Origin of the sequence: Embleya sp. NPDC005971, from assembly GCF_040629175.1 — a bacterium.
Classification (GTDB): Bacteria; Actinomycetota; Actinomycetes; order Streptomycetales; family Streptomycetaceae; genus Embleya.
Window position 1 is genome coordinate 85,152 of the sequence record NZ_JBEXUX010000012.1, and the last position, 23,815, is coordinate 108,966.

Genomic DNA, 23,815 nt, shown 5'->3' on the forward strand with positions numbered 1-23,815 from the left:
GCCCCGCCCGTCCTGCGCCGACCCGGACCCGGCGGCGCATACCGTCGAACCGTGTTGTTCTCCGTGCTCGCGGCGCTCGCCGCCGCGCTCTGTTACGGCGTCGCGACCGTATTCCAGGCCCTGGGCGCGCGGCGCACCGCGAGCGCGAGCGGGCTCGACCCCAGGGTCCTGGTCCGGGCCCTGGGGCAATGGCCCTTCGTCCTCGGCATCGGACTCGATCTGGCCGGGTACGTCTGCCAGTTCGTCGCGCTGCGCGAGCTGCCGATCTTCGCCGTCGAGGCCGCCCAGTCGGCCAACCTCGCGGTCACCGCGGTGCTGGCCGTCCCGGTCCTGGGCGCCCGATTGCACAGCCGCGAGTGGGGCGCCGTCGCCGCCGTCTGCGCGGGCCTGGCCCTGCTCGGCGTCTCCGCGGGACACGAGGGGCCCGCACACACCCACGCCGCCTTCCGCTGGTCGCTCCTGGGCTGCGTCGCGCTGCTGGGCCTGGCCGGGTGGGGCTGCGCGCGAGCGGGCGAACCCTGGCGCTCACGCCTGCTCGGCCTGCTCTCCGGACTCGGCTTCGGCCTGATCGCGCTGGCCACGCGCGTGCTCACCGACCTGTCCCCGGCCGCGCTGCTTCGCGACCCGGCCGCCTACGCGCTGCTCCTGGGCGCCGCACTGACCTTCCTGCTGTACACGGTCGCGCTGCAGAGCGGCGCGGTCACCTCGGTGGCCGCCGCACTCGTGGTCGGCGAGACCGTGCTGCCCGCCGGCGTCGGCCTGCTCTTCCTCGGCGACCACAGCCGCCCCGGCCCGTACGTCCCGCTCGCCCTGGCCGGCTTCGTGCTGGCCGTGGCCGGCGCGATCGCCCTGTCCCGATTCGCCGAGGGCGAGCCCGACGACGCCCACCCGCCCGACGAGTCGAATCCGTAGGGCCGGGCGAGCCACCACATGCCGACGGCTCCCGCCGACCGTGCGACGGGAGCCGATCCGAGCCGATCCGAGCCGAGACACCACGACCGGGCGGCGCCCGATCGCGGCCCGATCACTCCTCGGGTTCGATGATCTGGTAGTCCAGCTCACCGATCGAGTGCGCCAGTTCGGCCGGGGTGTACACGGCACCGTCGTAGACGAACGCGGGCTCGATCGCGGTCTCGGTCAGCCCCTCGGCGCTGGTGTCGAGCACGACGATGGCCCAGCCGATGACGGGGCACAGAACGGCCTCTTCGCCGGCCTTGGTCACCTCGACGTCCCAGCCGGGTTCGGCCGGGGCGAGACTGACGACGCTGCGGCGGGTGTAGCGCATGGCGGGACTCCTCGGCTGCACGGAAACCGGCGTTCGGCACCGGTCCGAACAAGCCTATGGTGCGGGTGTGACGGCTGGGATCACGGGGCGTACACAGCCGTATCGTCCGCGGCCCCGGCAGCTCCCGACGGACCCCGCCGCCTCGGCGCCGACTCGTGACCCGCTCCCGGAGTCGCTCGGTCGAGCCGGGGAAGGAGTCCAGGAATGCCCGCGCCCCCGCGCCTGTTGACAGGCACGTACCGCCGGACAGGCAACACACGGGGCACGAACGTTTGGGAGGACGCATGGCCACGGTCGCACTGACCAAGGAGAACTTCGAAGAGGTCGTATCCGGCGACGGGCTGACCGTGCTCGATTTCTGGGCGTCGTGGTGCGGGCCCTGCCGGTCGTTCGCGCCGACCTTCGAAAAGGTCTCGGAGGCGACCCCCGACGTGGTGTTCGCCAAGGTGGACACCGAGGCGGAAACCGATCTCGCGCAGGCGTTCTCGATCCAGTCCATCCCGACCGTGATGCTGGTCCGGGACGGCGTCGTGGTGTTCTCGCAGCCGGGCGCGCTCCCGGAGGCCGCACTCGTCGACCTGATCAAGCAGGCGCAGGGCCTGGACATGGACGAGGTCAAGCGCAAGATAGCCGCCCAGGGCTGACCCTCGCGCCCCGGCCGCGTCGGTGGCGACCCGCGGCAGTGGGTCCGTAACAGCGCGGACAAGTAAATCGCCGACAGCCCGGAAGCCCGTCGGACCGATGTCCGGCGGGCTTCCGTGTCGCCTGCTCCAGGTGACCGAGTCGTCGAACCGGGTCACCGACCCGCCCGGCCGCGCAACCACGACGCACGACGAGGCGGTCGAGAGGGGCCCATCCACTTCTCGCGGATCCTGATTGCGCGGTGCGCGGCCCGATCTCGACCGCTCCTCCGCGTCTATCCGTATCGGACCCCTCTCGCTCCCTCAAGTAGAACTCCACCGCCGCGAACTTGCAAAGGCTCCCCGCACACCCTCACGGCCCCGGTGCCGCGCCGGGTGCGTCCGGGCCGGCCGGCCGGCCACCGGTCCGGGTCCCGCGCAGGTGCGAACGCAGGGTCGCGATCTCCACGCGCAGGTCCTCGGCCGGCGGTCGGGACGGCGGGTCCGCGCGTGCGATTCGGGCGGCCACGAGCGCGAGTTGGGCATCCTCGATCTCGCCGATCAGCACCCGCGTCGCGCGGGGACGCGGGCCGCCCCGGGCCTGTCGGCGACCGCGTCGGCGCGGCAACAACGCGGCCTCCTCCGGGCGGATCGCACCGGTCGCCGCCTCCTCGGCGGCCACCTCGCGGAACCGGGCCAGATAGTGCCGGCGGGCGGAGCGGTAGACCAACAGCGCGATCACCAGGTTCACCACGACCTTCAGCACCGTGCCGCGCCACCCGGGCAGGACCGGCGCGTTGAAGAGCCAGTGCATCCCCATCGCCGTCCCCCAGCAGCCGAGCGCGACCACCACCCGTCGGCCGAGCGGTCGACCGTCGCGGGCGACCAGGTAGCCGATACCGGTGCCGGCCACCGCACTCATCGCCCAGTGCGAACCCCACCCGGTGATCCCCACGCGCAGTACGAACGACGCGTTCACGGACGCGCCGGGGTCGGTCGCACCGTCCAACAGGATGGCGTTCAGCGCGTACAGCAGGTTCTCCACCACCTGGAAGCCCAGGCCGACCAGCGCCCCGTACACCCACCCGTCGATCGGCGCGCGGATCACGCGCGAGGCGATCAGCGCGAGCATCAACACGCCGCACACCTTGAGCGTCTCCTCGTTGAACGGCGCGGTCGACGCGGCGCCCCACGCGTCGGCGAAGTCGACGCCCAGGGTCTTGGCCCAGATCCCGCCGAGCCCGCTGTTGGCCGGGATCGCGCACCCGGTCGCGGCGGTCATCCCCCAGCCGACGCAGACGAGCGAGGCCTCGTGCCCGGGCGCGACGACCGGTCGGATCCGCCGGGGCAACAGATAGCCCACGCCCAGGGTGAGCAGAAGCAGAAAGCCCGCGAGCGCGGCCGCCGCCGGGAACACCCGCACCACGTCGAGGTACTCGTAACCGATCACCGCGAGGCCGAACAGGCACCCGAGCAGCGCCACCGTCCCGGCGATCGGCGCCGGACGCTCGCCGGCCGGCCGGACCGGGACAGCGCTCACGCGGCCTCCTCGGTGAACGTCAGCGACCGCAGCACGTCCCGCACCGGCAACCATTGCGGGTCGGTGGTCCGTGCCGGCGCGAGCGCGAGCAGCCGGATCGCGAACGCGTCCTCGGGGCCCGGATAGATCACCGCCCGCCCGGTGTCGCCGCCCCGGATCAGCGTGCCGGCCATGCCCTGCGCCCCGGCGTCGGCGATCAACGGCGCCGGCGGACCGAGCCGGGCATGCGGGTCGCCGACCCGGATCGTCCTGCGCAGCCCGCTCCACAACGCGTCCGCGTCCTCGGCCCGGGGCAGTGAGATGTACGCGATCGACAGGTCCACGTCGCCGTGCCGCAGTACGAACACCCGCGAGGGCGTGGTCGCCGCCTGGTCCAACGTCCACCCGGAGCCGACCCGAAACCACGCGCGGTGCCCGTCCGGCCCGACCCGGAACACCGTGCCCGTCGTGATCCGCTCGTCCCCGGAGATCCACGACCCGATCAGCGGCCACCCGCCGGCGAGCAGTACCAACACGGCGGCAACCGCGAGCGGCCCCCACCAACGAGCTCGCCGCGGCCCGGAACGCATGCGGGCGTCGGTCATGTCTCCAACGTCCGACGGGCCCCCCGATTCCGCCCGACGAACATCGGCCGTCGGGCGGAATCGATCCCTCGAAAGGGTTGACGGGTGCGCACGCCCCGCCGGCGAACCCACCCGGAATCAGGGCCCGAGCGGAATCGGGGGCCCGACCTGAATCAGAGCCCGAACTCGACCGGCGCGAGGTCGAGTGCGAAGCACGCGTCCCGCACGACGGCCTGCTCCGTCTTGTCGAAGTGGCCGTCGGCGCCGCCGATGACGATGCCGATCTGGACCACCGCACGCGCCTCGGTCGGCTTCTTCTTGACCTTCGCGATGTCCTGGAGCAGGGACACCTTGCCCAGCTCGAAGTCGGCGGTGAGCTTGGCCAGGTATGCCTCGAAACGCTGCTCCAGGTCGCTCGCGGCGAAGTTGCGCAGCACGTCGTTGGTGGTGATCAGCGTGGTGACCCGCTGCCGCTCGGCCGGGTCGATCGAGCCGTCGGCCGCGGCCACCAGCGCACAGATCGCCATGCTCGCGTCCCGGAAGCCACCACTCTTCAACTCGTTCTTCTTCGCCTCCAGTTGCCCCTGCATCGTCTGGGCCGACTGCTTGAACTTGTCCCACAGAGCCATCGGAGTCCTCTGTCTCTCGCACACGCAGGTACGCTTCGAGCCGTTGATCTACAGACTCGTAGAAGATACCTCTCCCCCACGACGGTTGCAGAATCCATTCGGCAATCCACCGGCGCCGCGCCGGACGACCGACCGCCGACCGATCCGGCCGGCGGCGCGCTCACACCCCGCCCAGCGTCGCGGCGAAGGTCCGGTTGTAGCTGTCGGTGGAGGCGAATTCGAGCGTCCCGTCGGCCACGATCGACAGGACCACGTCGTTGCGCGTGCAGAAGCCGAAGTTGTCCGGCCGAATGCCGCCGCCCGGCACGATCCGACCCCTGGTGTATTCCTTCAGGCTCATCGGCGCCTCGCACATCACCGAGTTGTAGCGGTTCATGTACGTGACCCGGCCGACCGGATCGCCGATCCGACCCTTGCTCATCGTGACCACGATCTTGAGCGGCACATTGGGGTCCTCGGTCGCCGGAAGGATCCCCTCCCACTTGTGCGCCAACTCGATCGGCAGTTCCAGCGGTGCCGAGACCTGCGGCTCCGGCGCCTTTCGCGCGGCCGGCTTGTCCTCAGCGGGTACTTCCACCACCATCCGCGCCGGCTCCCGCTCGGCCGCGCCGGGCCCGCCGGTGTCGACTCCGGGGCGAGTCGAGTCCCCTGCTCCCCCGCCACGCGCGTGGGCTCCGCGCCCGCCACCCGGGTCGGTGCGAGATCGGCGGCCGGCTCCGGCTCGGTCTCGATCTCCAGCAGGTCCACCGCCCGCCGGGCCATCACCTCCACCACGCCGCCCGGCAGCCAACCGGGCCCGAACAACACGCGCGGGTTCCCGTCGGGAGCGAGCGCCGCGACGATCTGCTCCGGGGTCGGGCGCTGCTCCGGGTCCTTGTGCAGGCACGCCTCGATCACCGGGTGCATCGAGTAGGGCACCCGGGACAGGTTCGGCTCGTGGCCGATCACCCGGTACATGTGCGCCCCTCGCCGAACGGCCCGACGCCGGTCGCCGCGTGCACGAGCACCGAACCGAGCGAGAACACGTCGCCGGCCGCTCTCCCGGCCGTCGGCCTGCTCCGGCGACATGAACGCGGGCGACCCGACGAACACCCCGGTGGTGGTCAGCGCGGTGGCGTCGGCGGCCCGGGCGATCCCGAAGTCGATCACCCGAGGACCATCCAGCGTGAGCAGCACGTTGGAGGGCTTGAGGTCGCGATGCACCAGCCGAACCTCGTGCACGGTCACCAGCGCGGCGGCGAGCCCGGCGCCCAGCGCCCGGACCGCCTCCTCGGACAGCGGTCCGTGCGTCCGGACCGCCTCGCGCAGCGAGATCGGTTCGGGAGCGGTTCGGCGGTCGGGGGTCAGCCCGCCAGGGCGCTCTTGGCCTTCCACTGGTCGTAGGTCAGCTGCCAGTTGCCGAAGCCGTTGCCGGGCTCGGTGGCCTCGGTGTTGGACGAGCCCTTGACCACGACCGGGTCGCCGACCTGGACCCGGTTGTAGAACCACTCGGCGTCCGGGATGGTCATCCCGACGCAGCCGTGGCTGGTGTTGGCGACGCCGATGTTGGCGGTGTTCCAGTCGGCCGAGTGGAAGAAGGTGCCCGACGAGGTGAAGTGCACCACCCACGGGACGTCCGGGAGCTTGTAGCTGTCGCCGAGGCCGACCGTGGTCGAGTCGAGCGTCTCCTTGGCGTTCTTGTTCAGGATCACGTGCGTGCCGCCGCGGGTGGGGAACTCGCTCGAACCGGCCGACATCTTGAGCGTCTTGACCGCGACGCCGTCCTCGACCACGGTCAGCCGCTTCTTGGTGATGTCCACCTCGACGACCCGGTTCGTGCCGACCGTGAAGCTGCTCTCGTAGTCGCGGGCGAAGTAGGTGCCCGGAGCGCTGGCCACACCCGCCAGGTTCGCGTTCAGAGTGACCTTCGTACCACTGGGCCAGAACTCGCGCGGCCGCCAGTCGACCCGGTCCTTGCCGGACTGGTCCTTGGTCCAGCCCCACGAGCCCTCGACGTTCGTGCTCGTGGCCACCTTGAGGTTGCGCTCGACCTCGGCCTTGTCCTTGACCGCGTGGTCGAACATGATCGACACCGGCTGGCCGACGCCGAACGTGCCGCCGTTGGCCGGTCGCAGTGTGACCTTGTTCACGATGTCGGCCTTGAGGGTGCCGAACCGGGTGGTGGCCGAGGACTCCGCCCCCTTCTTGCCGCGCGTGGTGGCGGTCACCGTGTAGGCCGCGCCCGGCACGGTCCGGGTGGTCGAGGTCCAGGTCCGGCCGTCCGGCGCCACCGTGCCCTCCAGCGCCCGGTTGTCCGCGTCCACCACGCGCACCGAGGCCAGCGTGCCGGCGTCCGCGGTCACCGTGACCGGCTTGCCCGGCGCCACGCCCTGGGTGCCGTCCGCCGGATCCACGCTCACCCGCGCCGGTGTGTCCTTCGCCTCATTCTCGTCCGAGCCCGGCTTCGCCTGTGCCGCGTCCGACTTCGCCGCTTTGTCGGCCCCTCCCGAGCCACATCCCGCAAGCAGTACGGCAGCCGCCGCCAACGGCAGCGCAACCACACGAATTCCCTTGCGGGAGCCGGATATCAGGGGCTTTCGCACGTGCTGACCTCACGAATCTGGACGACCGGGAATCGTTCAACAGTAACAATGCGGAGCAATTCCCCATGCCCGGGCGGGGTGTGACGGTGTCGACACCGCCTGGATGCAACCGCCAAGCCCGGCACGGCACGAAGCCGCGCCCGGGAAAGAAATCCCGGGCGCGGCTTCGGAGTTGGTATTCGCTCACCGTGCGGAGTCGGCGATCGTCCGCCGCACGGGCGGCGAACGGCGGCTACGCGGCGGCGGTGCGCCGACGCGGGGCGCCGCCGCCGGCGGTGGTCCCACCGGTACGGGTCGAGGCGGCACCGGCCGCGGTGGACGGACGACGTCCGGTACCGCTGCCGCCACCCTGGCCGGGCCGACGACCGCGACCGCGGCCACCGGCCGAGCCACCGCGACGCGGGGTCTCGGAGACCGGCGAGGAGATCACGACCGGGATGCCCGAGGGCACCTGGGCGCCGGTGACGCGGGTGAGTTCCTCGTCGCCCGAGCGGACCTGGATGGTCGACGCCTCGATGCCGGCGATCATCATCAGGCGGGCCATCTCGCGGCGCTGGTTCGGCGTGACCAGCGTCACGACGCTGCCCGACTCGCCGGCGCGCGCGGTACGACCGCCGCGGTGCAGGTAGTCCTTGTGGTCGGTCGGCGGGTCGATGTTGACGACCAGGTCCAGCCCGTCCACGTGGATGCCGCGCGCCGCGACGTTGGTCGCGATCAGCGCGGTGACGTGCCCGCTCTTGAACTGCTCCAGCGTGCGGGTGCGCTGCGGCTGCGACTTGCCGCCGTGCAGCGCCGCGGCGCGCACGCCGCTCTGCAACATCTGGCGGGTGAGCCGGTCCACCGCGTGCTTGGTGTCCATGAACATGATCACCCGGCCCTCACGCGCCGCGATGTGCGTCGCGGCGGTGTGCTTGTCGGCCTCGGTCACATGCAGCACGTGGTGCTCCATCGTGGTGACCGCGCCCTGCGAGGGGTCGACCGAGTGCACGACCGGGTCGGACAGGAAGCGCTTGACCAGGCGGTCGACGTTGCGGTCGAGCGTGGCCGAGAACAACATCCGCTGACCGTCCGGCTGCACCTGGTCGAGCAGCGCGGTGACCTGCGGCATGAAGCCCATGTCGGCCATCTGGTCGGCCTCGTCGAGCACCGTGATGCCGACCGCGTCCAGCCGCGCGTCGCCGCGGTCGATCAGGTCCTTGAGTCGGCCCGGGGTGGCCACCACGACCTCGGCGCCGTTGCGCAGCGAGCTGGCCTGCCGACCGATCGACATGCCGCCGACGACCGTGGTCATCCGAAGCTGGACCGAGTTGGCGTACGGCATCAGCGCGTCGGTGACCTGCTGCGCGAGTTCGCGGGTGGGCACCAGGACCAGGGCGAGCGGCTGCTTGCTCTCGGCCCGCCGACCGGCGATCCGGGCGAGCATCGCGAGGCCGAACGCGAGCGTCTTGCCCGAGCCGGTCCGACCGCGACCGAGCACGTCCCGCCCGACCAGCGCGTTGGGCAGCGTGGCCGACTGGATCGGGAACGGCTCGGTGACACCCTGCCGGGTGAGCGCGGCCAACATCGGCTTGGGCATGTCCAGCTCGGCGAACGAGTTCACCGCGGGCAGCGACGGCGTGGTGCTGACCGGCAGCGCGAACTCGGCCACGGGAGCCGCGGTCATCGGCTTGCGACGGTTGCCCGACGGGGCGCCGCCGCGGCCTCGGCCGCCACCGGAGCCGCCGCCGTAGCCACCACTGCGGCCGGCGGAGCTGCCGCCGCTGCGGCTGTATCGGTCGTTGGAGCGGGGGGTGCGATTCATGGAGAACCTTCCTCGATGCGGCGCGTATCGAGGACGTCTCCGCGGCATGACGCCGCACAAGGAGTCGCAAGAACGAGCCGGACTAGCTGAAAAAGAACCGACGTGGTGACTCGGGATCACTCGCGTCGAGATAGTGCGCAACGGTCGGGCGCCTGCCGAAGAGCGGCGGCCGATGTGCCGGACCGTGCGAGGCCGCGCGACGAGGTCGCGTCGGGCAGGGTCCTGATCGGCGGACGCGGAGCATCCGCCTGGGGTGGTACACCGTGGCCTTCCCGATCGGAAGGACCGTCGCCCCGAAGGGCAGCCGGCCACGGGAAGGGCCCGCACCTTGCGGCGCGGGCCCTCGCTGCGCGGCCGAAGCCACGCCCATGAGACAGGTCAGACGATGTTGATGTTCTCCGCCTGCGGGCCCTTCTGGCCCTGCGTGACGTCGAAGGAGACCTTCTGGCCCTCCTGCAGCTCACGGAAGCCCTGAGCGTTGATGTTCGAGTAGTGGGCGAAGACGTCGGGGCCGCCACCGTCCTGCTCGATGAAGCCGAAGCCCTTTTCTCCGTTGAACCACTTCACGGTGCCAGTAGCCACGTATCTTCCCCTTCGGGGCAGTACCGGGATCTCGCACCCTGCGAAACCCGAATCGTTGCTGATTACCCCGCCCGGAGATGGACACCGGAAAAACAAAAGTGCACCTGTTGGCTACAACCAGCAGGCGCACAGAAAATTCCATGGGAACCACAGCAGCAATTAACGTTAGCACGCCGGAGGGCCCGGCCGGCGGGATCCTCCCGATCTTGTGCCGGCCGCACGCTCGCACACCGGGTGCGACCATGGACGCTCCGCCGGTCCCCGGCCACCTCCCAGCTTCCCCGAAGGGTTCGCGTGTCCTCCTCCGACTTCCCCGCGTCCGACGACTCGGCCCAGCCGATCTCCCTCTCCGCCATCGGCACCCCCCTCACCCTGGAGGACGTCAGCGCGACCGGTGGCTGCGGCGACGGCTGCGGATGCGCCGGTGGCGACATCGACATCGACGCCGACCTGCTCGACGCGTTCGTCACCGAGCAGGTGCTGGTGCGCCTGGAATCCGAACCCACCTTCGTCGCCCGGTCCATCGCGGCGCTCGCCGCCGGTGACGACATCGACGCCGAACTGGCCGAGGAGATCGAGGAGTTGGAGTCCGACCCGGTACTCCTCCTGGACGTGCTCGGGGCCACCCGGAAGAGCCTGCCGGAGATGGAGTCGGACGCGGTGGTGCTGCTCTTCCGCTACGTCATCGACCACGTGGCGCTCGGCCCGGCGGAACTGCCGCTGGAGGAGCGGGTGCAGATCGAGTGGCGGGTGCCGCCGGTTCAGGGCTGAGTCGAACGTGCCCCGTCCGGCTGCGCCGACCCGTTCCCGGCCTCCGGAAGCACGGTCGCAGCCGGCGGGAGCCCGACGTCGGCAAGCTCCGGCCGCGGCGCCGGCCGCAGCCGTCCGGAGAACAGGTAGCCGGCTCCGAGCCCGATCAGCGCCGCCGAGACGTGCCCGATCGTGGTGAAGTCCGGCAACGCGCCGAACCACTCGACGGACGAGAACGGGTACAGCAGGCAGACGAGCGCCCACCAGGGCCGCAACCACCGGGACAGCAGCGGGGTGACCGCCGCTATGGCCGCCATCGAGGCGTAGCTCACCCCGTAGTCGAGCGAGTACCGGGTGTCCTCCGGATAGGTTCCGGCGTCGATCGCCACGGTCAGCACCACCGCTGTGACGAGCGTCGCACCCACGTGTCCGAGCACCGTGACGCCGACCGCGCGCAGCGTGCCGACCCGGTGCTCCAGGAACGCCATGCACACTCCGAGCCCGAACCCGATCGTCAGCACGTTGCCGAGCAGGGTGCCGTGTACGTCCGCGACCATCAGGCTGCCCGCCATCGCGCGCAGCGGATGGTGGTGCAGGTTGTCGAGGTTCGTGCTGATCTCGTCCAGGAGCCGATCTGCGGCGGTCTCGGACATCAGCCGGCCGACCACGACCCCGGTGATCGCGAGCAGGAACAGTACGGCGAAGGTCGCCGGGCTGCGTCGCGGATATCCGACGAGGCCGCGCAGTTGGCTCGCGGGGTTCCGACTCACGGTGCGACTCTCCTTGTGCCGGCGCGGGGACGCGGCGCGAAACCACCATGCTGCATCACCCGGCCGGGTCGCCGCGGCCCGGTCCCCGAATCGGACGGTCGACGATTCGGTGGGCACCGAAACGACCCGCCCCTAGCGTCGTGTTCGTCAGCGCGTCCGCCACCGGTGAACGCTTCGGCAGCGGCCCACCCGGGCCGCCGGCACAGGGGGTCCAAGCAATGTCGGAGACACGTCTTCGCCCGGCGACCGGCGTCGATCGGCGCGCCGTCGCCGCGGCGTGCGTCACGGTGGTGTTCTGGGCGTCCGCGTTCGTGTCCATCCGCAGCGCGGGCGCGCATTTCGCCCCCGGGGCGCTGGCCCTGGGGCGGATGTTCGCCGGTTCGCTGGTGCTCGGCACGATCGTGCTGGTGCGCCGCGAGGGTTTCCCGCCGCGCGCCGCGTGGCCCGGCATCCTGCTCTCCGGGGTGTTGTGGTTCGGCGTCTACATGGCGGTGCTGAACTGGGGCGAGCGCAAGGTGGACGCGGGCACCGCGGCGATGGTGGTCAACATCGGCCCGATCGCGATCGCGCTGCTCGGCGGTTGGTTGCTCAAGGAGGGCTTCGCACCGCGCCTGCTCGCCGGCATCGCCGTCTCGTTCGCGGGCGCGGTCGTGGTGGGCGTCTCGATGTCGGACGGCGGCGGGGCGCCGCTGCTGGGCGTGGGCCTGTGCGTGCTCGCCGCGCTGTCCTACGCGGCCGGCGTGGTCGCGCAAAAGCCCGCGCTGCGACACACCTCCGCGCTCCAGGTCACCGCGTACGGCTGCTTCATCGGCATGCTCTGTTGCCTGCCGTTCGCCGGGCAACTGGTCGAGCAGACCGCCGACGCACCGCTCTCGGCCACGCTGAACGTGATCTACCTGGGCATCTTTCCCACCGCGCTGGGCTTCACCACGTGGGCGTACGCACTGGCCCGGACCACCGCGGGCAGGATGGGCAGCACCACGTACGCGGTGCCGGCCATCGTGGTGCTGCTCGCCTGGGTATTCCTGGACGAGGTGCCCGGCCCGCTGACCTTCCTCGGCGGCGCGCTGTGCCTGGCCGGCGTCGCGGTCTCCCGGGGTGGTGCCCGCCGACCGGTGACCGGGTTCGACCCGAAGGCCGCCGAAGGGCCGCCGGTGCGGCAGGATCTCCCCGGACGATGACCGGACGAGGGAGATGTCGTGACAGCGGTGGGTCGGGTCCTGGCGGATCGGTACGAACTCCTCGAACAGCGCGGTCGCGGCGGGCTCGGTCGGGTCTGGGCCGCGCACGATCGCACCGAGTCCCGCGACGTCGCGGTCAAGCTGCTGCACGGCCCGCCCGACGACGAGGCCGCGGCGCGGTTCGTGCACGAGGTGCGCGCCGCGGCGGCGCCGGCGCATCCGGGCCTGGTCGCCGTGCTCGACGTGGGGCGGGACACCGACGGCACGCCGTTCCTGGTCACCGAGTTGCTCACCGGCCGCGATCTGCGGGCGACGCTGGGCGCGGGTCTGCCCGAGCCCGCGAACGCGGTGGCGTGGGCGGCGCAGGTCTGCGCCGCGCTCGAACACGCGCACCGGGCCGGTCTGGTGCACGGCGACCTCAAGCCCGCCGACCTGTTCGTGGGCGAGGACGACCGGGTCCGAGTGCTCGACCTCGGCCTCGCCCGGCACCTCGCGGCGGTCGCCACGACCGGCACACGCCTGCTGGGGACACTCGCCTACACCGCGCCGGAACGACTGCGCGGGCAGCCCGCCGAGCCCCGCTCGGATCTGTACGCACTGGGCTGCGTGCTCTACGAACTGCTCACCGGCACACCGCCGTTCGGCACCGGCGACGTGGCCGCCACGGTCTGCGCCCAGCTCGACGCGATCCCGGAACCGCCCGAGCGGCGCGGCGTGGACGTGCCGGCGCACCTGAGCAGGCTGGTCCTGGACCTGTTGGCGAAGGATCCCGCGCAGCGCCCGGCCGACGCGGCCTCGGTCGCCGCGCGGCTGACCGAGACGCCCCCGCCGCCCCCGGCGGACCGCCCCCGCCCGCCCGCCGCCCCGCCGCTGATGCCGGCTCCGCCGGTACCGCCCCCGCCCGCCCCGCCGCAGCCCCCGCTCGGCCCGCCCGTGTTCCCGCCCCCCGTCGCGGCGGCCGCGGCGGCAGCCGACGAGGACGACGAGCCGCAACTCCGCCGGGCCGCGGCGTCCGGCGATCCGGACGCCGCGGTGCAACTCGCCTACCACCTCGCGGACACCGGCCGCGAGACCGAGGCCGAGGCGCTGTACCGCGAGGCCCTGGCCCGCAACCACCCGGAGGCCGCGAACGACCTCGCCGACCTGCTCGCGGCCACCGATCGAGCCGGTGAGGCCGAGGAGTTGTACCGCCGCGCGTTGGCGCAGGGCCACCCGGACGCGGCGAACAACCTGGGCCGACTGCTGGTGCGCCTGGGCCGGACCCCGGAGGCCGAGATGCTCTTCCGGCACGCCTCGGCCCACGGCCACGACGACGCCGCGAACAACCTGGGCCTGCTCCTGGCCGGCTCCGGGCGCCCGGACGAGGCCGAGCAGTTGTTCCGGCACGCCTACGCACAGGGCCACCCGGACGCCGCGGTCAACCTGGCCGGGTTGCTGGGCGCGCGCGGTCGGCTGAAGGAGGCGGAGAAGCTCTGCCGTCGTGCGTTGGTCGAGGGCCACCCGGAGGCCGCGATCGTGCTCGCCGGCCTGCTGGAGCGCCGCGGTCGCACCCGCGAGGCGGAGGAGATGTACCGGCGCGCCCTGGCCGAGGCACACCCGGCGGCCGCCGGCCAACTCGCCCGTTTCCTGGACGCCCAGGGCCGCGGCGGGGAAGCGATGTGGCTGCGCTCGTAGTGCCGCGTGGGCGGTGGGCGGACCCCCGGCGGGTCCGCCCACCGGCACGGACCGCCGTCAGTCCGCGAAGACCTCGCGGAGCTTGGCCTCCTGGTCGTTGGACAGGTTGCTGCGCACCAGTTCGGCCTGGGCCCCGCCGAACGCCTCGTGCACCCGGTCCACCACCACGTTCGAGGTCATCACGAACAGCGCGGAGGTGCCCGGGGTGATCTGCCGGCGCACCTCGGCGACGAAGTCGTCGTCGATGCCGACGTCGCTCATGCTGCCGCCGAGCGCGCCCGCCGCGGCGCCGATCGCGGCGCCCAGCAGCGGCACGAAGAAGATCAGGCCGAAGAGCATGCCCCAGAAGGTGCCGGACAGCGCGCCGATCCCGGTGAGGCTGTTGAGCTGCTTGGTCTTGGGCTTCTTGGCGTCCGCGGGCCACGACACCACGGCCGCGTCGTGTACCCGGACGAGTTCCTGCTTCTGGAGCGTGAGCAGCGTCTGTTCGGCATCGGCCGCGCCGTGCGCGGTGGGGAACTTCCAGACGGTGAGCGTGGACACGCAAGACCTCCGACATCGATGCGGACGAAGAGCCACGCACGGGCCCCGGGGGGTCCGTGCGTGGCGGGTGGTGTGGCCTGTTACTCCATCGGTCCCTCGTGCTCGGCGTCCCGGCGGTGCGCTCCGGTGCCCATGCGGCGGCTCTCGTCCCGGGCCCGCCACTCGGACACCGTCTCGTCCGAGTAGTAGCCCTGGGCGGCGTCCCAGCGCACGGTCAGCGCGAACAGGACCACCAGGTCCAGCGCGATCACGATGGTGGACCAGACCGGGTGCGCGGCCAGGAAGCCGATCTCACCGATGATGTTCAACATCACCAGGAACGTACCGATCACGCGGGCCCAGGTCGCACCGGTGAGCAGCCCCCCACCGACGAGCAGTTGCAACCCGCCGAAGATCAGCAGGATGACGCCCCACGTGTTGTAGTTCCACACCAGGAGATCACCGGAACGGGTGACGAAGTACCCGTCCGAGAACAGTGCCGTGAACCCCTGGAAGAGGTTGAGGACACCCAGGACGAGCAGGGTGCATCCGGCGAAAGCCACCCACCCGGACCAAGCGCCCGACATGCGGGTTTTGCTGTTCATGGCCTACTCCCAACCCCGGCCCGGACGGCCGGGAAGGTTATGCCTCGTGCCGATTGCCTGCCGTCGCGGGTGCCCGCGACCTTGCGAGTCGGCCTTCTCGCACCTTGGCACAGCTTGTCCTATTTTGCACCTTTTTCTAAAGACGAGTAGATACGCGGTTTTGATGGAACCCGCCCCGGGACACCTGGTCACGAGCGGGGAGGACTGCAGCGATGTCCCAGGCAGCATCCGAATCGGGCGAACGGACGAGGGGCCGGCACCGGTTGCGGCTCGCCCTGGCCTGCCTGTTCCTGGCCCTGGCCTGCGTACTCACCCCGGTCGCGGTGGCGGCCTCGTGGGCGGACGACGAGATCGGCGACACCGATCGTTTCGTCGCCACGCTGGCGCCGCTGTCCTCGAACCCGGACGTCCAGGCCGAGGTCGCCGATCGGGTGGCCGAGGCCGCCGTGCAGGCGGTGGACGTGGGCGGGTTGAGCGACGCGCTGCGCGAGGCCCTGGGCCTGGATCCGAACGACGCGTCGGGGCCGGTCACCGGATCGATTCGGAACCTGTTGCACGGCGTGGTGAACCAGGCCGCCCTCGCCTTCGTCGCGAGCGACGCGTTCGACGTCGTGTGGCGCGACGCGCTCCGCCTGGCCCACGCGTCCGCGTTGCGCGCGCTGGAGGGCGAGGACGACGGCGCGGTCACCTCGTCCGGCGGCGAGGTGGTGCTGGATCTGGGTCCGACGATCGACCGGGTCCGGCAGGGCCTGGTGGACCGGGGCTTCTCGATCGCGACCAACATCCCGAGTACCGACCAACGGTTCGTCCTGCTGCACCGCGAGGGGTTGCGCAAGGGTCAGGACGCGTTCCGGTTCCTGAACGCCGCGGGCACCTGGCTGCCGATCGTGGTGGCGCTGCTCTTCGTGGTGGGTGTGTGCGTCGCGCCCCGACGTCGTCGGGTGATCATGTGGACGGCCCTGGGCACCCTGCTCGCCCTGCTCGTGCTCGCGATCGGGCTGGCCGTCGCGCGCCGGTACTACCTGGACCGGTTGCCGTCGGAGATCTCCCGGGACGCGGCGGCGGCGACCTTCGACGCGCTGGTGCGGTTCCTGCGCGAGACCACCCGCACCCTGGCGATCATCGCCGCCGCGGTCGCGATCGCCGCCTTCGTGGTCGGCCCGGCGCGGCGGGCCGCGGCCGTTCGGCGGGTGCTGGCGGCCGGTCCGGACGCGGCGGGCGGCGCGCTGGCCCGGACCGGTCTGGGCACCGGGTCGGCGGGCCGCTTCGTGGCCGCGCGGCGGGGCCCGATCTACGCCGTGGTGGGCCTGCTCGGCGGGGTGTGGCTGGCCTGGTGGAACCATCCGACGGTGCCCGCGGTGCTGCTGGTCCTGTTGGTGGTGCTGGCCGTCGTGGCGGTCCTGGAGGTCGTGGCGGCGGCCGGAACCCCCGAGCCGGCCGGGGTCGATCGGTGAGTGTGCGGCCCCGTCCCAGGGGGCGGTGACCCGACTGCGCGGCCGGGTCGAGGACATGCCGGTGATGGCGTTCGTGGGTCGGTTGACCACCCGGTTCCTGGTGGTCGACAGCGTCGAGGCGGCCACCATGTCGGCAGCGAAGGTGTTCCTCGCCGGTGTCCCGGCGCTGTTCGTGTTCGCCGCGTTCGCCCCCCGGGTGCTGCGCGACGAATTGCTCGACTCGCTGCGCGCGATCCTGGGCCTGCCCGCCGGCACGCTGGACGAGGTCTCCCGGGTCCACGACGCGGGCGAGCATCTGCGCCGGCAAACCGGTGCGGCCAGTGCGGTGTTCACCCTGTCGATGGCGGGCCGGGTGGCCCGGTCGCTGCAACGGTTGTGCCGGCGCGTGGTTCGTGCGGGTGGTCGGCTTCAGCCCCCGACTGATCGGGCGCCGGTTGTTGGGGTCGTCGGTGTGGCTGGTCGCGCTGCTGTTCCAGGCGCAGTTGCACAACGGCTTCGGCGCCGGGCCCCGGCTCGGCGTGGTCGTCCTGTTCGTCGCCTCGGTGCTGCTGTGGTGGTGGACTCAGCACCTGTTGCCGGAGGGTCGGATCGGCTGGTGGCCGCTGCTGCCCGGCTCGCTGTCGGCCGCGCTGGGCACGATCGGCATGCAGTACGGCTCACATCTGGTGATGCCCAGGGCGGTGGCCCGCAGCGTGGCCGAGTTCGGCCCGCTCGGGCTGATGTTGACCCTGATGTCGTGGCTGGTCGCGGCCTGCGCGGTGGTGGTCTTCGCGATCACCATCGGCGCGTTCCTGGCCGAGGAGGAGCCGCTGGGCAGCCTGCTGGGCGCCCCCGAGGCGCCGCGGCACATCGACCCGCCTCAGGCCTGACCGGGGGTCTGCCCGGTGCGCCGGAACTCCGTCGGCGACTGCTGGACCCGGCGGGAGAACAGTCGGGCGAAGTAGGCGGGGTCGTCGTAGCCGACGTTGCGGGCCACCTCGTGGATGGACTGGTCGGTGGACAGGAGCAGGCGCTTGGCCCGGGACAGCCGGGTGCGCACGATGTACTCCTTGGGGGTGGTGCCGGTCGCGCGCTGCATCTCGCCGCGCAGGCCCGCCTCGTCCAGACCCAGCCGGCGGGCGTGTTCGCCGACGGTGAGCGGCTCGGTGGCGTGCTCGTCGAAGTAGCGGACCACGCGCGAGCCGTCCTCGTCGACCCGGATCGTCTTCAGGTCGATGATCAACTGGTGCACGATCGCCGAGGTGACCACCTCGCGATTGGGCGCGCCCGGTTCCACCGCGGTCAGCAGCCGGTCGAAGCCCTGGCGCAGCGGCCGGACCCCGCCGAGCGACATCACCGGCTCGGCCCGGTCCAGGAAGCCCAGGTCCTCGTACGCCGCCGCGGTCGGCCCCTCGAACAGCACCCAGTGCTCGCGCCAGCCGGTCGGGTCCGGGCTGTACGCGTGGTACTCGCCGGGGAAGAGCAGGAAGGCGGCGGGCGCCTGGACCGGGATTCGCGGCGCGTGCCGGTTGCCGGAGCGGAACCAGCCCGATCCGCCGGTGATCAGGGTGAGTTGGTAGCAGCCCAGCACCCGGCCCTCGAACAACATCGCGTTGACCTGTTGCCAGCCCACGCCCAGGCACACCAGGCCGAGGGCCTGGTGCTCCTTTGCGGGCGTGAGATAGCGCGCGAAGATCATGGTGCGCCGATCGTACGGCGGCGGGCGCCGGCTGCGCAGCGGTTGTTCACGCCTTCACCCCGCCCGCGACCAGGTCGGTGCGCCAGAACCGTTGGAGCGACCAGAACGCGGCGACCAGCGGGATCACCGAGACCAGTGCGCCGACCACGACCAGGTTGGCGTGCGGCTGGTTGGGGTCGCTGTTCCACGCGTTCAGGCCCAGCGTGACCGGCCACAGGTGCTGGTTGTTGAGGGTGATCAGCGGCAGGAAGAAGTTGTTCCAGACCGCGACCAGTTGGAACAGGAAGATGGTCACCAGCGCGGGCGACATGATCCGCAGGCCGATGGTGCAAAAGATCCGGAACTCGCTCGCGCCGTCCAGCCGGGCCGCCTCGATCAGTTCGTCCGGCACCGACGCCTCGGCGTAGGTCTTGGCCAGGAAGACGCCGAACGGGCTGACCGCCGCGGGCAGCAGGACCGCCCAGATCGTGTCGACCAGGTGCACCTTGGAGAGCATCAGGTAGATCGGCAGCGCGAGCATGGGAGTGGGGATGAGCACCGCGCCCAGGATCACCGAGAAGATCGCGCCCCGGCCGCGGAAGCGGTACTTGGCCAGCGCGTAGCCGGCCATCGCGGCCAGGAAGGTGGCGACCACGCCGCCGCCGACCGCGTACAGCACCGAGTTGAACACCCAGCGCAGGAAGATGCCGCCGTCCTGGTCGAAGAGTTGGCGCAGGTTGGCGCCCAGGTTCCAGTCGGCGAACCAGAAGCCGTTGCTGCCGAACAGGTCGCTGGAGGACTTGGTCGAGGAGACCAGCAGCCACCACACCGGCATCAGGAAGTAGGTGGCCACCAGGAACAGGAACGAGGTGGTCAGCACCTGCGAACGCATCGGCGTGGTGCGGCCCTTGCCCACCTTGCGCGCACGCGGCGGGGCCTGCTCGCGGACCGGGCTCGCGGGCGGGGTGGTCAGCGTCGTCACAGCGAGGACCTGCCGTTCGTGAGCCGGGCGGAGAGCTTGAGGACCGCGAAGGACAACACGCAGGTGCCCAGCGCGAGCAGCACCGAGATCGCGGCGCCCTGACCGTAGTCGTTGTTCTCCACGGCCTTGTGGTACGCGGACATGATCGGGGTGTAGTCCGCGTCCAGCGACGAGGTCAGCGGTCGCAACACGCGTGGTTCGGTGTAGAGCTGGAGGGTGCCGATCACCGAGAACACGGTGGTCAGCGCGATCGCCGGGGCGACCAGCGGCACCTTGATCCGCCACGCCGTGCGCCACGGGCCGCAACCGTCCAACTCGGCGGCCTCGTAGAGCTCCTGCGGGATCGCCTGGAGCGCGGAGTAGATGACCAGCATGTTGTAGCCGGTCCAGGTCCAGGTGACCACGTTCGCGATCGACCACAACACCGCGTCCTCGCCGAGGAAGTCGGACGGCAGGCCGACCGCGTCCAGCATGCTCACCACGGGGCTGGAGCGCGGCATGTAGAGGAAGGCCCACAAGATGGTGGCGACCACGCCGGGGATCGCGTAGGGCAGGAAGTAGGCGGTGCGGAAGAAGCCCTTGAGTCGGGCCGACTTCGCGTCCAGGAGCAGGGCGAGCACCAGTGCGAGGCCGAGCATCACCGGCACCTGGATCACGCCGAACAGCAGCACGCGGCCCACGCCGTGCCACAGGGCGTCGTCGTGCAGCGCCTTGGTGTAGTTCTCGAATCCCGCGTACACCCGCTTGGGCGGGGTCAGGCCCAGGCCGGAGCGTTGCATCTTGTGCAGGCTCTCGACGATCGCGTAGCCGACGGGGACGGCGTACATCGCGGCGAACAGCACGCCGAACGGCGCAAGGAACATCAGGGGCGCGGACCGCCGGCGCTTGCGCCGCGGGATCGGTGCGCTCAAGGGCGGGCTCCCGGTGGATGGAACGAGTGGGGGACGGGTGGGCCGACGGCGGCGTGCCCGCCGTCCCGCGCGGGTGACGCGCGGACGGCGGGACACGGTACGAACTGCCGGCGGCGTCGGGGTGGTGACGGCGGGTCAGCCCGCGGCGGCCTTCAGGCCCTTGTCCTGGATGGCCTTGATCGTGGTGCCCTGGACGCCGGTCAGCGCGTCGGCGAGCTTGCCGTTGCCGGCGCCGGCCTTGCCCATCCGGTCGGTCAGGTCGGCGGAGACCTGGGTCATCGTGGGTCCCCACTGCCAGCCGGTCGGGGCCTGCGCGGCGGACTCCTTGAAGATGTCGTAGATCTTCGCGTTGCCGAAGTACGCGGAGGGCTGCTGCATCGCCTCCAGGCTCGCCCCGGCCGTGGCCGCCGGGTAGATGCCCGCGTCCTTGACCAGGGTGGTCAGGCTCCCGGTGTCGCTGCTCATCCAGTCCGCGAAGGTGACCGCGGCCTTGGTGTTCTTGCAGCCCTTGAGCACCGCCGTGCCGGAGCCGCCGATGTTGCCGGTGGCCTTGCCGTTCGCCTCCCACTGCGGCATCGGCGCCACCGCCCACTTGCCCGCCGCGTCCTTGTTGTTCTCCTCCAGCAGCGCGGTGAACCAGACCGGGCCGACGTAGCTGGCAACGCTGCCGTCACTCATGCGCTTGTACCAGTCGGGAGTGGAGGTCGGGTCGGCGGAGACGACCTTCCTATCCAGGAGTTGTTGCCAGTACTGGGTGACCTTTTGGGTGCCCGGCTCGGTCAGCGAGACCTTCCAGGTGTCGCCCTCGGGCTTGAACCAACTGCCGCCGTTCTGCCAGGCCATGCCCGCGTACCACCACGGGTCGTTGCCGCCGAACGCCGAGTAGGACACCGCCGGGTCGGCCGCGTGCACCTTGTCCGCCTGCTGGGCGAACTCGTCCCAGGTCTTGGGCGGGGTGAGGCCGTTCCTGGCAAAAATGTCGGTGCGGTAGAACATCGCGACCGGGCCGGTGTCCACCGGGATGCCGTAGGTCTTGCCCGCGACGCTCATCTGCGACCAGGCGCCGGCCGAGTACTTGGACTTGACCCCGGCGGCCTCCTTGTCCACGTCCTGGAGCGCGCCCTCGACCAGGAAGCTGGGCAGGGTCTCGTAGCCCATCTGGGCCAGGCACGGGGCGTTGTTCGCCTTCACCGCGGCGAGCATCTTGGCGTAGCCGCCCTTGGAGCCCGGCTCGACCTTGTTGTAGTTGACGTGGATGTCGGGGTGCGCGGCGTTGAACGCGGTCACGGCCTTCTCGTAGGCCGGGTTCCATCCCCAGAAGTCGAGCTGGGCGGTGCCGCCGCCCTGGCCCCCGGGCGTCTTGTCGCCCTGTGCCGCCTTGTCGGTCTTGTCGCTGCCGGAGTCCGAGTCGGAGCCGCAGGCGGTGAGCGCGGTCAGGGCCGCGAGCGTGACCGCGACGGCGGCGTGGCGGGCCGTCCGGCGGCCTCGGCGCGAGAAACGCGAAGCGGCGCGCGGCGAGGGGCGCGAAGCACGGGTGCTACCCCACATGAGGTGGCCGTCCCTTCGGGAAATGGGCAGGGCTCGACGGAGCCCGGCAGGTGGTCGGAAGGCAGAGGAGGCTGTCTGGCCGCCGATCATGTGCCCTGCCCGACAAAGCGTCAACGGGTTGCCGGGCGGATCATGGTTTTGTCGAGGTGATCCGCAAGAAAAGTCCAAGTGTCTGGTCACCGAATGGCAAGGGGCGTGAACCAGAGAGTATCCATCCAGGTGAGAGCGTTGGAACCATGGGTCACCGGGTGTAGAAAAGTCCACGATGCCGCTCAGAAGAGTGCATGTTCGAGTCGCGCGGGTCGGGCACGATGATCCGGACCCACCGCACGGATCTGCCCGAGGAGCGTCTTGACCACCCCCAGCCTCGTCCCGAGTCGAGACGGCTTCACCCTCGACGGCAGGCCGTTTCGCATGCTCTCCGGTGCCCTGCACTACTTCCGCGTGCATCCCGCGCAGTGGGACGACCGGCTGGCCCGGTTGCGCGGCCTGGGTCTGAACACGGTCGAGACCTACGTCGCCTGGAACGTGCACGAACCGACACCGGGCCGCTTCGACTTCAGCGGCGGCAAGGACCTGGTCGCGTTCCTGCGCGCGGCCGAGCGCCACGGGCTCAAGGCGATCGTTCGGCCGGGCCCCTACATCTGCGCCGAGTGGGAGTTCGGCGGCCTGCCCGCGTGGCTGCTCAAGGACCCGGGGATGCGGCTGCGCTGTGCCCACCCGCCGTTCCTGGCCGCCGTGGACCGCTATCTCGACGCGGTGATGCCGCTGGTCGAGCCGCTGCTCGCGGAGCACGGCGGGCCGGTGATCGCGCTCCAGGTGGAGAACGAGTACGGCAGCTACGGCAACGACGTCGCGTATCTGCGGCACCTGGTCGAGGGGCTGCGCCGGCGCGGCGCGAACGGGCTGCTGTTCACCTCCGACGGGCCCACCGAGCCGATGCTCCAGGGCGGCACCGTGGCCGGCGTGTTGCCGACGGTGAACTTCGGCTCGCGCGCCGACGAGGCGTTCGCGACGTTGCGTCGCTGGTCGCCGGACGGGCCGCCGGTGTGCATGGAGTTCTGGAACGGCTGGTTCGACCACTGGCGCGATCCGCACCACGTACGGGACGCGGCGGACGCGGCGGCGGTGTTGGAGGACATGCTCGCGGCCGGCGGTTCGGTGAACCTGTACATGGCGCACGGCGGCACCAACTTCGGTCTGATGAACGGCGCCAACGAGCAGGACGGCGTCTATCAGCCGACGGTGACCAGCTACGACTACGACGCGGCGATCGGCGAGGCGGGCGAACTCACCGACAAGTATTGGGCCTTCCGCGAGGTGATCGGCCGCTACGCGCCGCTGCCGGTCGAACCGCCGCCGGCGCTGCCGGCGCGGATCAAGCTCGGCGAGGTCGCCCTGCCCTCGGCGGCGGCGCTGCTCGCGCACGTCGAGGACCTGTCCGCGCCGGTGTACTCGCCCGGCACGCTCACCATGGAGGAACTCGACCAGGCGTACGGCTTCGTGCTCTACCGGACCTGGATCAGCGGTCCGCGCGAGGCGGCGCCGTTGCACGTGGACGGACTGGCCGACCGGGCCCAGGTGTTCCTGGACGGGGTGCCGGTCGCGGTGCTGGACCGCAGCGAAGGCGGCTCACCCTCCTGCGAGTTGGCCATTCCCGCGGGCGGTGCGCGGCTGGACCTGCTGGTGGAGAACTGCGGGCGGGTCAACTACGGCCCCGGGCTGCACGACCGCAAGGGCATCACCCGGGGGGTGCGGCTGGAGCGGCAGCACCTGTTCGGCTGGCAGATGTACCCGCTGCCGCTGGACGCCCCGGACGGACCGGTGCTGCCGGACGCCTCCGGGCCGATCCCGGCGGGTGTACCGGTGTTGCGCTCGGGCACGTTCGAGGTGGAGACGGTCGGCGACACCTTCGTCCGGCTGGACGGCTGGACCAAGGGCCTGGTCTGGGTCAACGGCTTCCTGCTCGGCCGCTACTGGTCGAAGGGGCCGCAGCGCACCCTGTATGTCCCGGGACCGCTGCTGCGGGCGGGGACGAATACGGTGACGGTGCTGGAACTGCACGGTCCCGGCGGGGCGCAGGTGACGTTCACGGACACGCCCGACCTGGGCGAGCCGGCCGCGGCGCCGATGATCGACTAGGCCCGGTCCGGCGTCCT

General features: G+C 71.4%; 24 protein-coding genes. 8 read left to right on the plus strand and 16 right to left on the minus strand.

Features of this window, described 5'->3' with window-relative positions; genetic code table 11:
• Positions 1-51 precede the first annotated feature (51 nt).
• Positions 52-912: a hypothetical protein gene (locus ABZ374_RS13535; protein ID WP_360310314.1), complete on the plus strand. Its 861-nt coding sequence runs from the start codon at positions 52-54 to the stop codon at positions 910-912.
• Between the two features lie 112 nt (positions 913-1,024).
• On the opposite strand, the gene ABZ374_RS13540 is transcribed toward ABZ374_RS13535, so the two are convergent.
• Positions 1,025-1,285 carry a hypothetical protein gene (locus ABZ374_RS13540; protein ID WP_020554669.1) on the minus strand — a complete coding sequence of 87 codons (261 nt, stop codon included), beginning with the start codon at positions 1,283-1,285 and terminating at the stop codon, positions 1,025-1,027.
• A gap of 272 nt (positions 1,286-1,557) precedes the next feature.
• Here ABZ374_RS13540 and trxA point away from each other — a divergent pair, with 272 nt between their 5' ends.
• Complete coding sequence (gene trxA, locus ABZ374_RS13545; RefSeq protein WP_360310316.1) at positions 1,558-1,929, plus strand: thioredoxin; 372 nt, start codon at positions 1,558-1,560, stop codon at positions 1,927-1,929.
• Positions 1,930-2,278: 349 nt separating this feature from the next.
• On the opposite strand, the gene ABZ374_RS13550 is transcribed toward trxA, so the two are convergent.
• The 8 genes from ABZ374_RS13550 to ABZ374_RS13585 all read right to left on the minus strand — a co-directional run bounded on the left by ABZ374_RS13550 (position 2,279) and on the right by ABZ374_RS13585 (position 9,602).
• On the minus strand, positions 2,279-3,445 hold the full coding sequence (locus ABZ374_RS13550) for a PrsW family intramembrane metalloprotease (RefSeq protein WP_360310318.1): 1,167 nt from the start codon (positions 3,443-3,445) through the stop codon (positions 2,279-2,281).
• On the minus strand, positions 3,442-4,029 hold the full coding sequence (locus ABZ374_RS13555) for a hypothetical protein (protein ID WP_360310320.1): 588 nt from the start codon (positions 4,027-4,029) through the stop codon (positions 3,442-3,444). Before ABZ374_RS13555 ends, ABZ374_RS13550 begins: the two co-directional genes overlap by 4 nt.
• 152 nt (positions 4,030-4,181) lie before the next feature.
• Positions 4,182-4,637, minus strand: coding sequence for a tellurite resistance TerB family protein (locus tag ABZ374_RS13560; protein WP_360310322.1), 456 nt, complete (start codon positions 4,635-4,637; stop codon positions 4,182-4,184).
• Between the two features lie 160 nt (positions 4,638-4,797).
• Entirely contained in the window at positions 4,798-5,082 is a 285-nt protein-coding gene (locus ABZ374_RS13565) for a hypothetical protein (protein WP_360310324.1), read from the minus strand.
• The gene (locus tag ABZ374_RS13570) at positions 5,055-6,011 is read right to left on the minus strand and encodes a protein kinase (protein WP_360310326.1); all 957 of its coding nucleotides are present in this window, start codon (positions 6,009-6,011) and stop codon (positions 5,055-5,057) included. The genes ABZ374_RS13565 and ABZ374_RS13570 overlap by 28 nt, the downstream gene beginning before the upstream one ends.
• Positions 5,981-7,036, minus strand: a complete 1,056-nt coding sequence (locus ABZ374_RS13575) for an Ig-like domain-containing protein (RefSeq protein ID WP_360310328.1) — start codon at positions 7,034-7,036, stop codon at positions 5,981-5,983. The genes ABZ374_RS13570 and ABZ374_RS13575 overlap by 31 nt, the downstream gene beginning before the upstream one ends.
• Before the next feature lie 415 nt (positions 7,037-7,451).
• Positions 7,452-9,020, minus strand: coding sequence for a DEAD/DEAH box helicase (locus tag ABZ374_RS13580; RefSeq protein ID WP_360310330.1), 1,569 nt, complete (start codon positions 9,018-9,020; stop codon positions 7,452-7,454).
• 378 nt (positions 9,021-9,398) lie between these two features.
• Positions 9,399-9,602, minus strand: coding sequence for a cold-shock protein (locus ABZ374_RS13585; protein WP_020554660.1), 204 nt, complete (start codon positions 9,600-9,602; stop codon positions 9,399-9,401).
• 294 nt (positions 9,603-9,896) lie between these two features.
• Between ABZ374_RS13585 and ABZ374_RS13590 the strand changes: the two genes are divergently transcribed.
• Positions 9,897-10,373 (plus strand): hypothetical protein, encoded by a 477-nt coding sequence (locus ABZ374_RS13590; RefSeq protein ID WP_360310332.1) that lies wholly within the window; start codon positions 9,897-9,899, stop codon positions 10,371-10,373.
• Here the strand turns inward: ABZ374_RS13590 and ABZ374_RS13595 are convergent.
• Positions 10,364-11,122, minus strand: coding sequence for a rhomboid-like protein (locus ABZ374_RS13595; protein WP_360310334.1), 759 nt, complete (start codon positions 11,120-11,122; stop codon positions 10,364-10,366). The genes ABZ374_RS13590 and ABZ374_RS13595 overlap by 10 nt on opposite strands.
• Before the next feature lie 218 nt (positions 11,123-11,340).
• Between ABZ374_RS13595 and ABZ374_RS13600 the strand changes: the two genes are divergently transcribed.
• Both ABZ374_RS13600 and ABZ374_RS13605 read left to right on the plus strand, forming a co-directional pair.
• Positions 11,341-12,303, plus strand: coding sequence for a DMT family transporter (locus ABZ374_RS13600; protein WP_360310336.1), 963 nt, complete (start codon positions 11,341-11,343; stop codon positions 12,301-12,303).
• 18 nt (positions 12,304-12,321) lie between these two features.
• Positions 12,322-13,977 (plus strand): tetratricopeptide repeat protein, encoded by a 1,656-nt coding sequence (locus ABZ374_RS13605; RefSeq protein WP_360310338.1) that lies wholly within the window; start codon positions 12,322-12,324, stop codon positions 13,975-13,977.
• A gap of 57 nt (positions 13,978-14,034) precedes the next feature.
• Here the strand turns inward: ABZ374_RS13605 and ABZ374_RS13610 are convergent, their stop codons facing one another.
• Together ABZ374_RS13610 and ABZ374_RS13615 are read right to left on the minus strand one after the other, a co-directional pair.
• The gene (locus ABZ374_RS13610; protein WP_360310340.1) at positions 14,035-14,520 is read right to left on the minus strand and encodes a DUF1269 domain-containing protein; all 486 of its coding nucleotides are present in this window, start codon (positions 14,518-14,520) and stop codon (positions 14,035-14,037) included.
• Between the two features lie 80 nt (positions 14,521-14,600).
• Positions 14,601-15,104 (minus strand): hypothetical protein, encoded by a 504-nt coding sequence (locus ABZ374_RS13615; protein ID WP_360310342.1) that lies wholly within the window; start codon positions 15,102-15,104, stop codon positions 14,601-14,603.
• 212 nt (positions 15,105-15,316) lie between these two features.
• Here ABZ374_RS13615 and ABZ374_RS13620 point away from each other — a divergent pair, with 212 nt between their 5' ends.
• Together ABZ374_RS13620 and ABZ374_RS13625 are read left to right on the plus strand one after the other, a co-directional pair.
• The gene (locus ABZ374_RS13620; RefSeq protein ID WP_360310344.1) at positions 15,317-16,558 is read left to right on the plus strand and encodes a hypothetical protein; all 1,242 of its coding nucleotides are present in this window, start codon (positions 15,317-15,319) and stop codon (positions 16,556-16,558) included.
• A 398-nt stretch (positions 16,559-16,956) separates the two neighbouring features.
• Positions 16,957-17,427: a hypothetical protein gene (locus ABZ374_RS13625; protein WP_360310346.1), complete on the plus strand. Its 471-nt coding sequence runs from the start codon at positions 16,957-16,959 to the stop codon at positions 17,425-17,427.
• Here the strand turns inward: ABZ374_RS13625 and ABZ374_RS13630 are convergent.
• From ABZ374_RS13630 to ABZ374_RS13645, 4 genes are all read right to left on the minus strand, one after another.
• On the minus strand, positions 17,418-18,236 hold the full coding sequence (locus tag ABZ374_RS13630; protein WP_360310348.1) for an AraC family transcriptional regulator: 819 nt from the start codon (positions 18,234-18,236) through the stop codon (positions 17,418-17,420). The two genes, ABZ374_RS13625 and ABZ374_RS13630, sit on opposite strands and share 10 nt — an antisense overlap.
• A 46-nt stretch (positions 18,237-18,282) precedes the next feature.
• The gene (locus ABZ374_RS13635; RefSeq protein ID WP_360310350.1) at positions 18,283-19,197 is read right to left on the minus strand and encodes a carbohydrate ABC transporter permease; all 915 of its coding nucleotides are present in this window, start codon (positions 19,195-19,197) and stop codon (positions 18,283-18,285) included.
• Positions 19,194-20,108 (minus strand): sugar ABC transporter permease, encoded by a 915-nt coding sequence (locus ABZ374_RS13640; RefSeq protein ID WP_360310352.1) that lies wholly within the window; start codon positions 20,106-20,108, stop codon positions 19,194-19,196. The genes ABZ374_RS13635 and ABZ374_RS13640 overlap by 4 nt, the downstream gene beginning before the upstream one ends.
• 135 nt (positions 20,109-20,243) lie before the next feature.
• Positions 20,244-21,656, minus strand: coding sequence for a sugar ABC transporter substrate-binding protein (locus tag ABZ374_RS13645; protein WP_360310354.1), 1,413 nt, complete (start codon positions 21,654-21,656; stop codon positions 20,244-20,246).
• 351 nt (positions 21,657-22,007) lie between these two features.
• Between ABZ374_RS13645 and ABZ374_RS13650 the strand changes: the two genes are divergently transcribed.
• Positions 22,008-23,798, plus strand: coding sequence for a glycoside hydrolase family 35 protein (locus tag ABZ374_RS13650; protein ID WP_360310356.1), 1,791 nt, complete (start codon positions 22,008-22,010; stop codon positions 23,796-23,798).
• The last annotated feature ends 17 nt before the right edge of the window (positions 23,799-23,815 follow it).

Coding starts and splice junctions, on each gene's coding strand:
- ABZ374_RS13540 (WP_020554669.1), bottom strand. CDS start 1,285: ATGCGCTACACCCGCCGCAGCGTCGTCAGTCTCGCCCCGGCCGAACCC.
- ABZ374_RS13555 (WP_360310320.1), bottom strand. CDS start 4,029: ATGACCGACGCCCGCATGCGTTCCGGGCCGCGGCGAGCTCGTTGGTGG.
- ABZ374_RS13560 (WP_360310322.1), bottom strand. CDS start 4,637: ATGGCTCTGTGGGACAAGTTCAAGCAGTCGGCCCAGACGATGCAGGGG.
- ABZ374_RS13580 (WP_360310330.1), bottom strand. CDS start 9,020: ATGAATCGCACCCCCCGCTCCAACGACCGATACAGCCGCAGCGGCGGC.
- ABZ374_RS13600 (WP_360310336.1), top strand. CDS start 11,341: ATGTCGGAGACACGTCTTCGCCCGGCGACCGGCGTCGATCGGCGCGCC.
- ABZ374_RS13615 (WP_360310342.1), bottom strand. CDS start 15,104: ATGAACAGCAAAACCCGCATGTCGGGCGCTTGGTCCGGGTGGGTGGCT.
- ABZ374_RS13620 (WP_360310344.1), top strand. CDS start 15,317: ATGTCCCAGGCAGCATCCGAATCGGGCGAACGGACGAGGGGCCGGCAC.
- ABZ374_RS13630 (WP_360310348.1), bottom strand. CDS start 18,236: ATGATCTTCGCGCGCTATCTCACGCCCGCAAAGGAGCACCAGGCCCTC.
- ABZ374_RS13645 (WP_360310354.1), bottom strand. CDS start 21,656: ATGTGGGGTAGCACCCGTGCTTCGCGCCCCTCGCCGCGCGCCGCTTCG.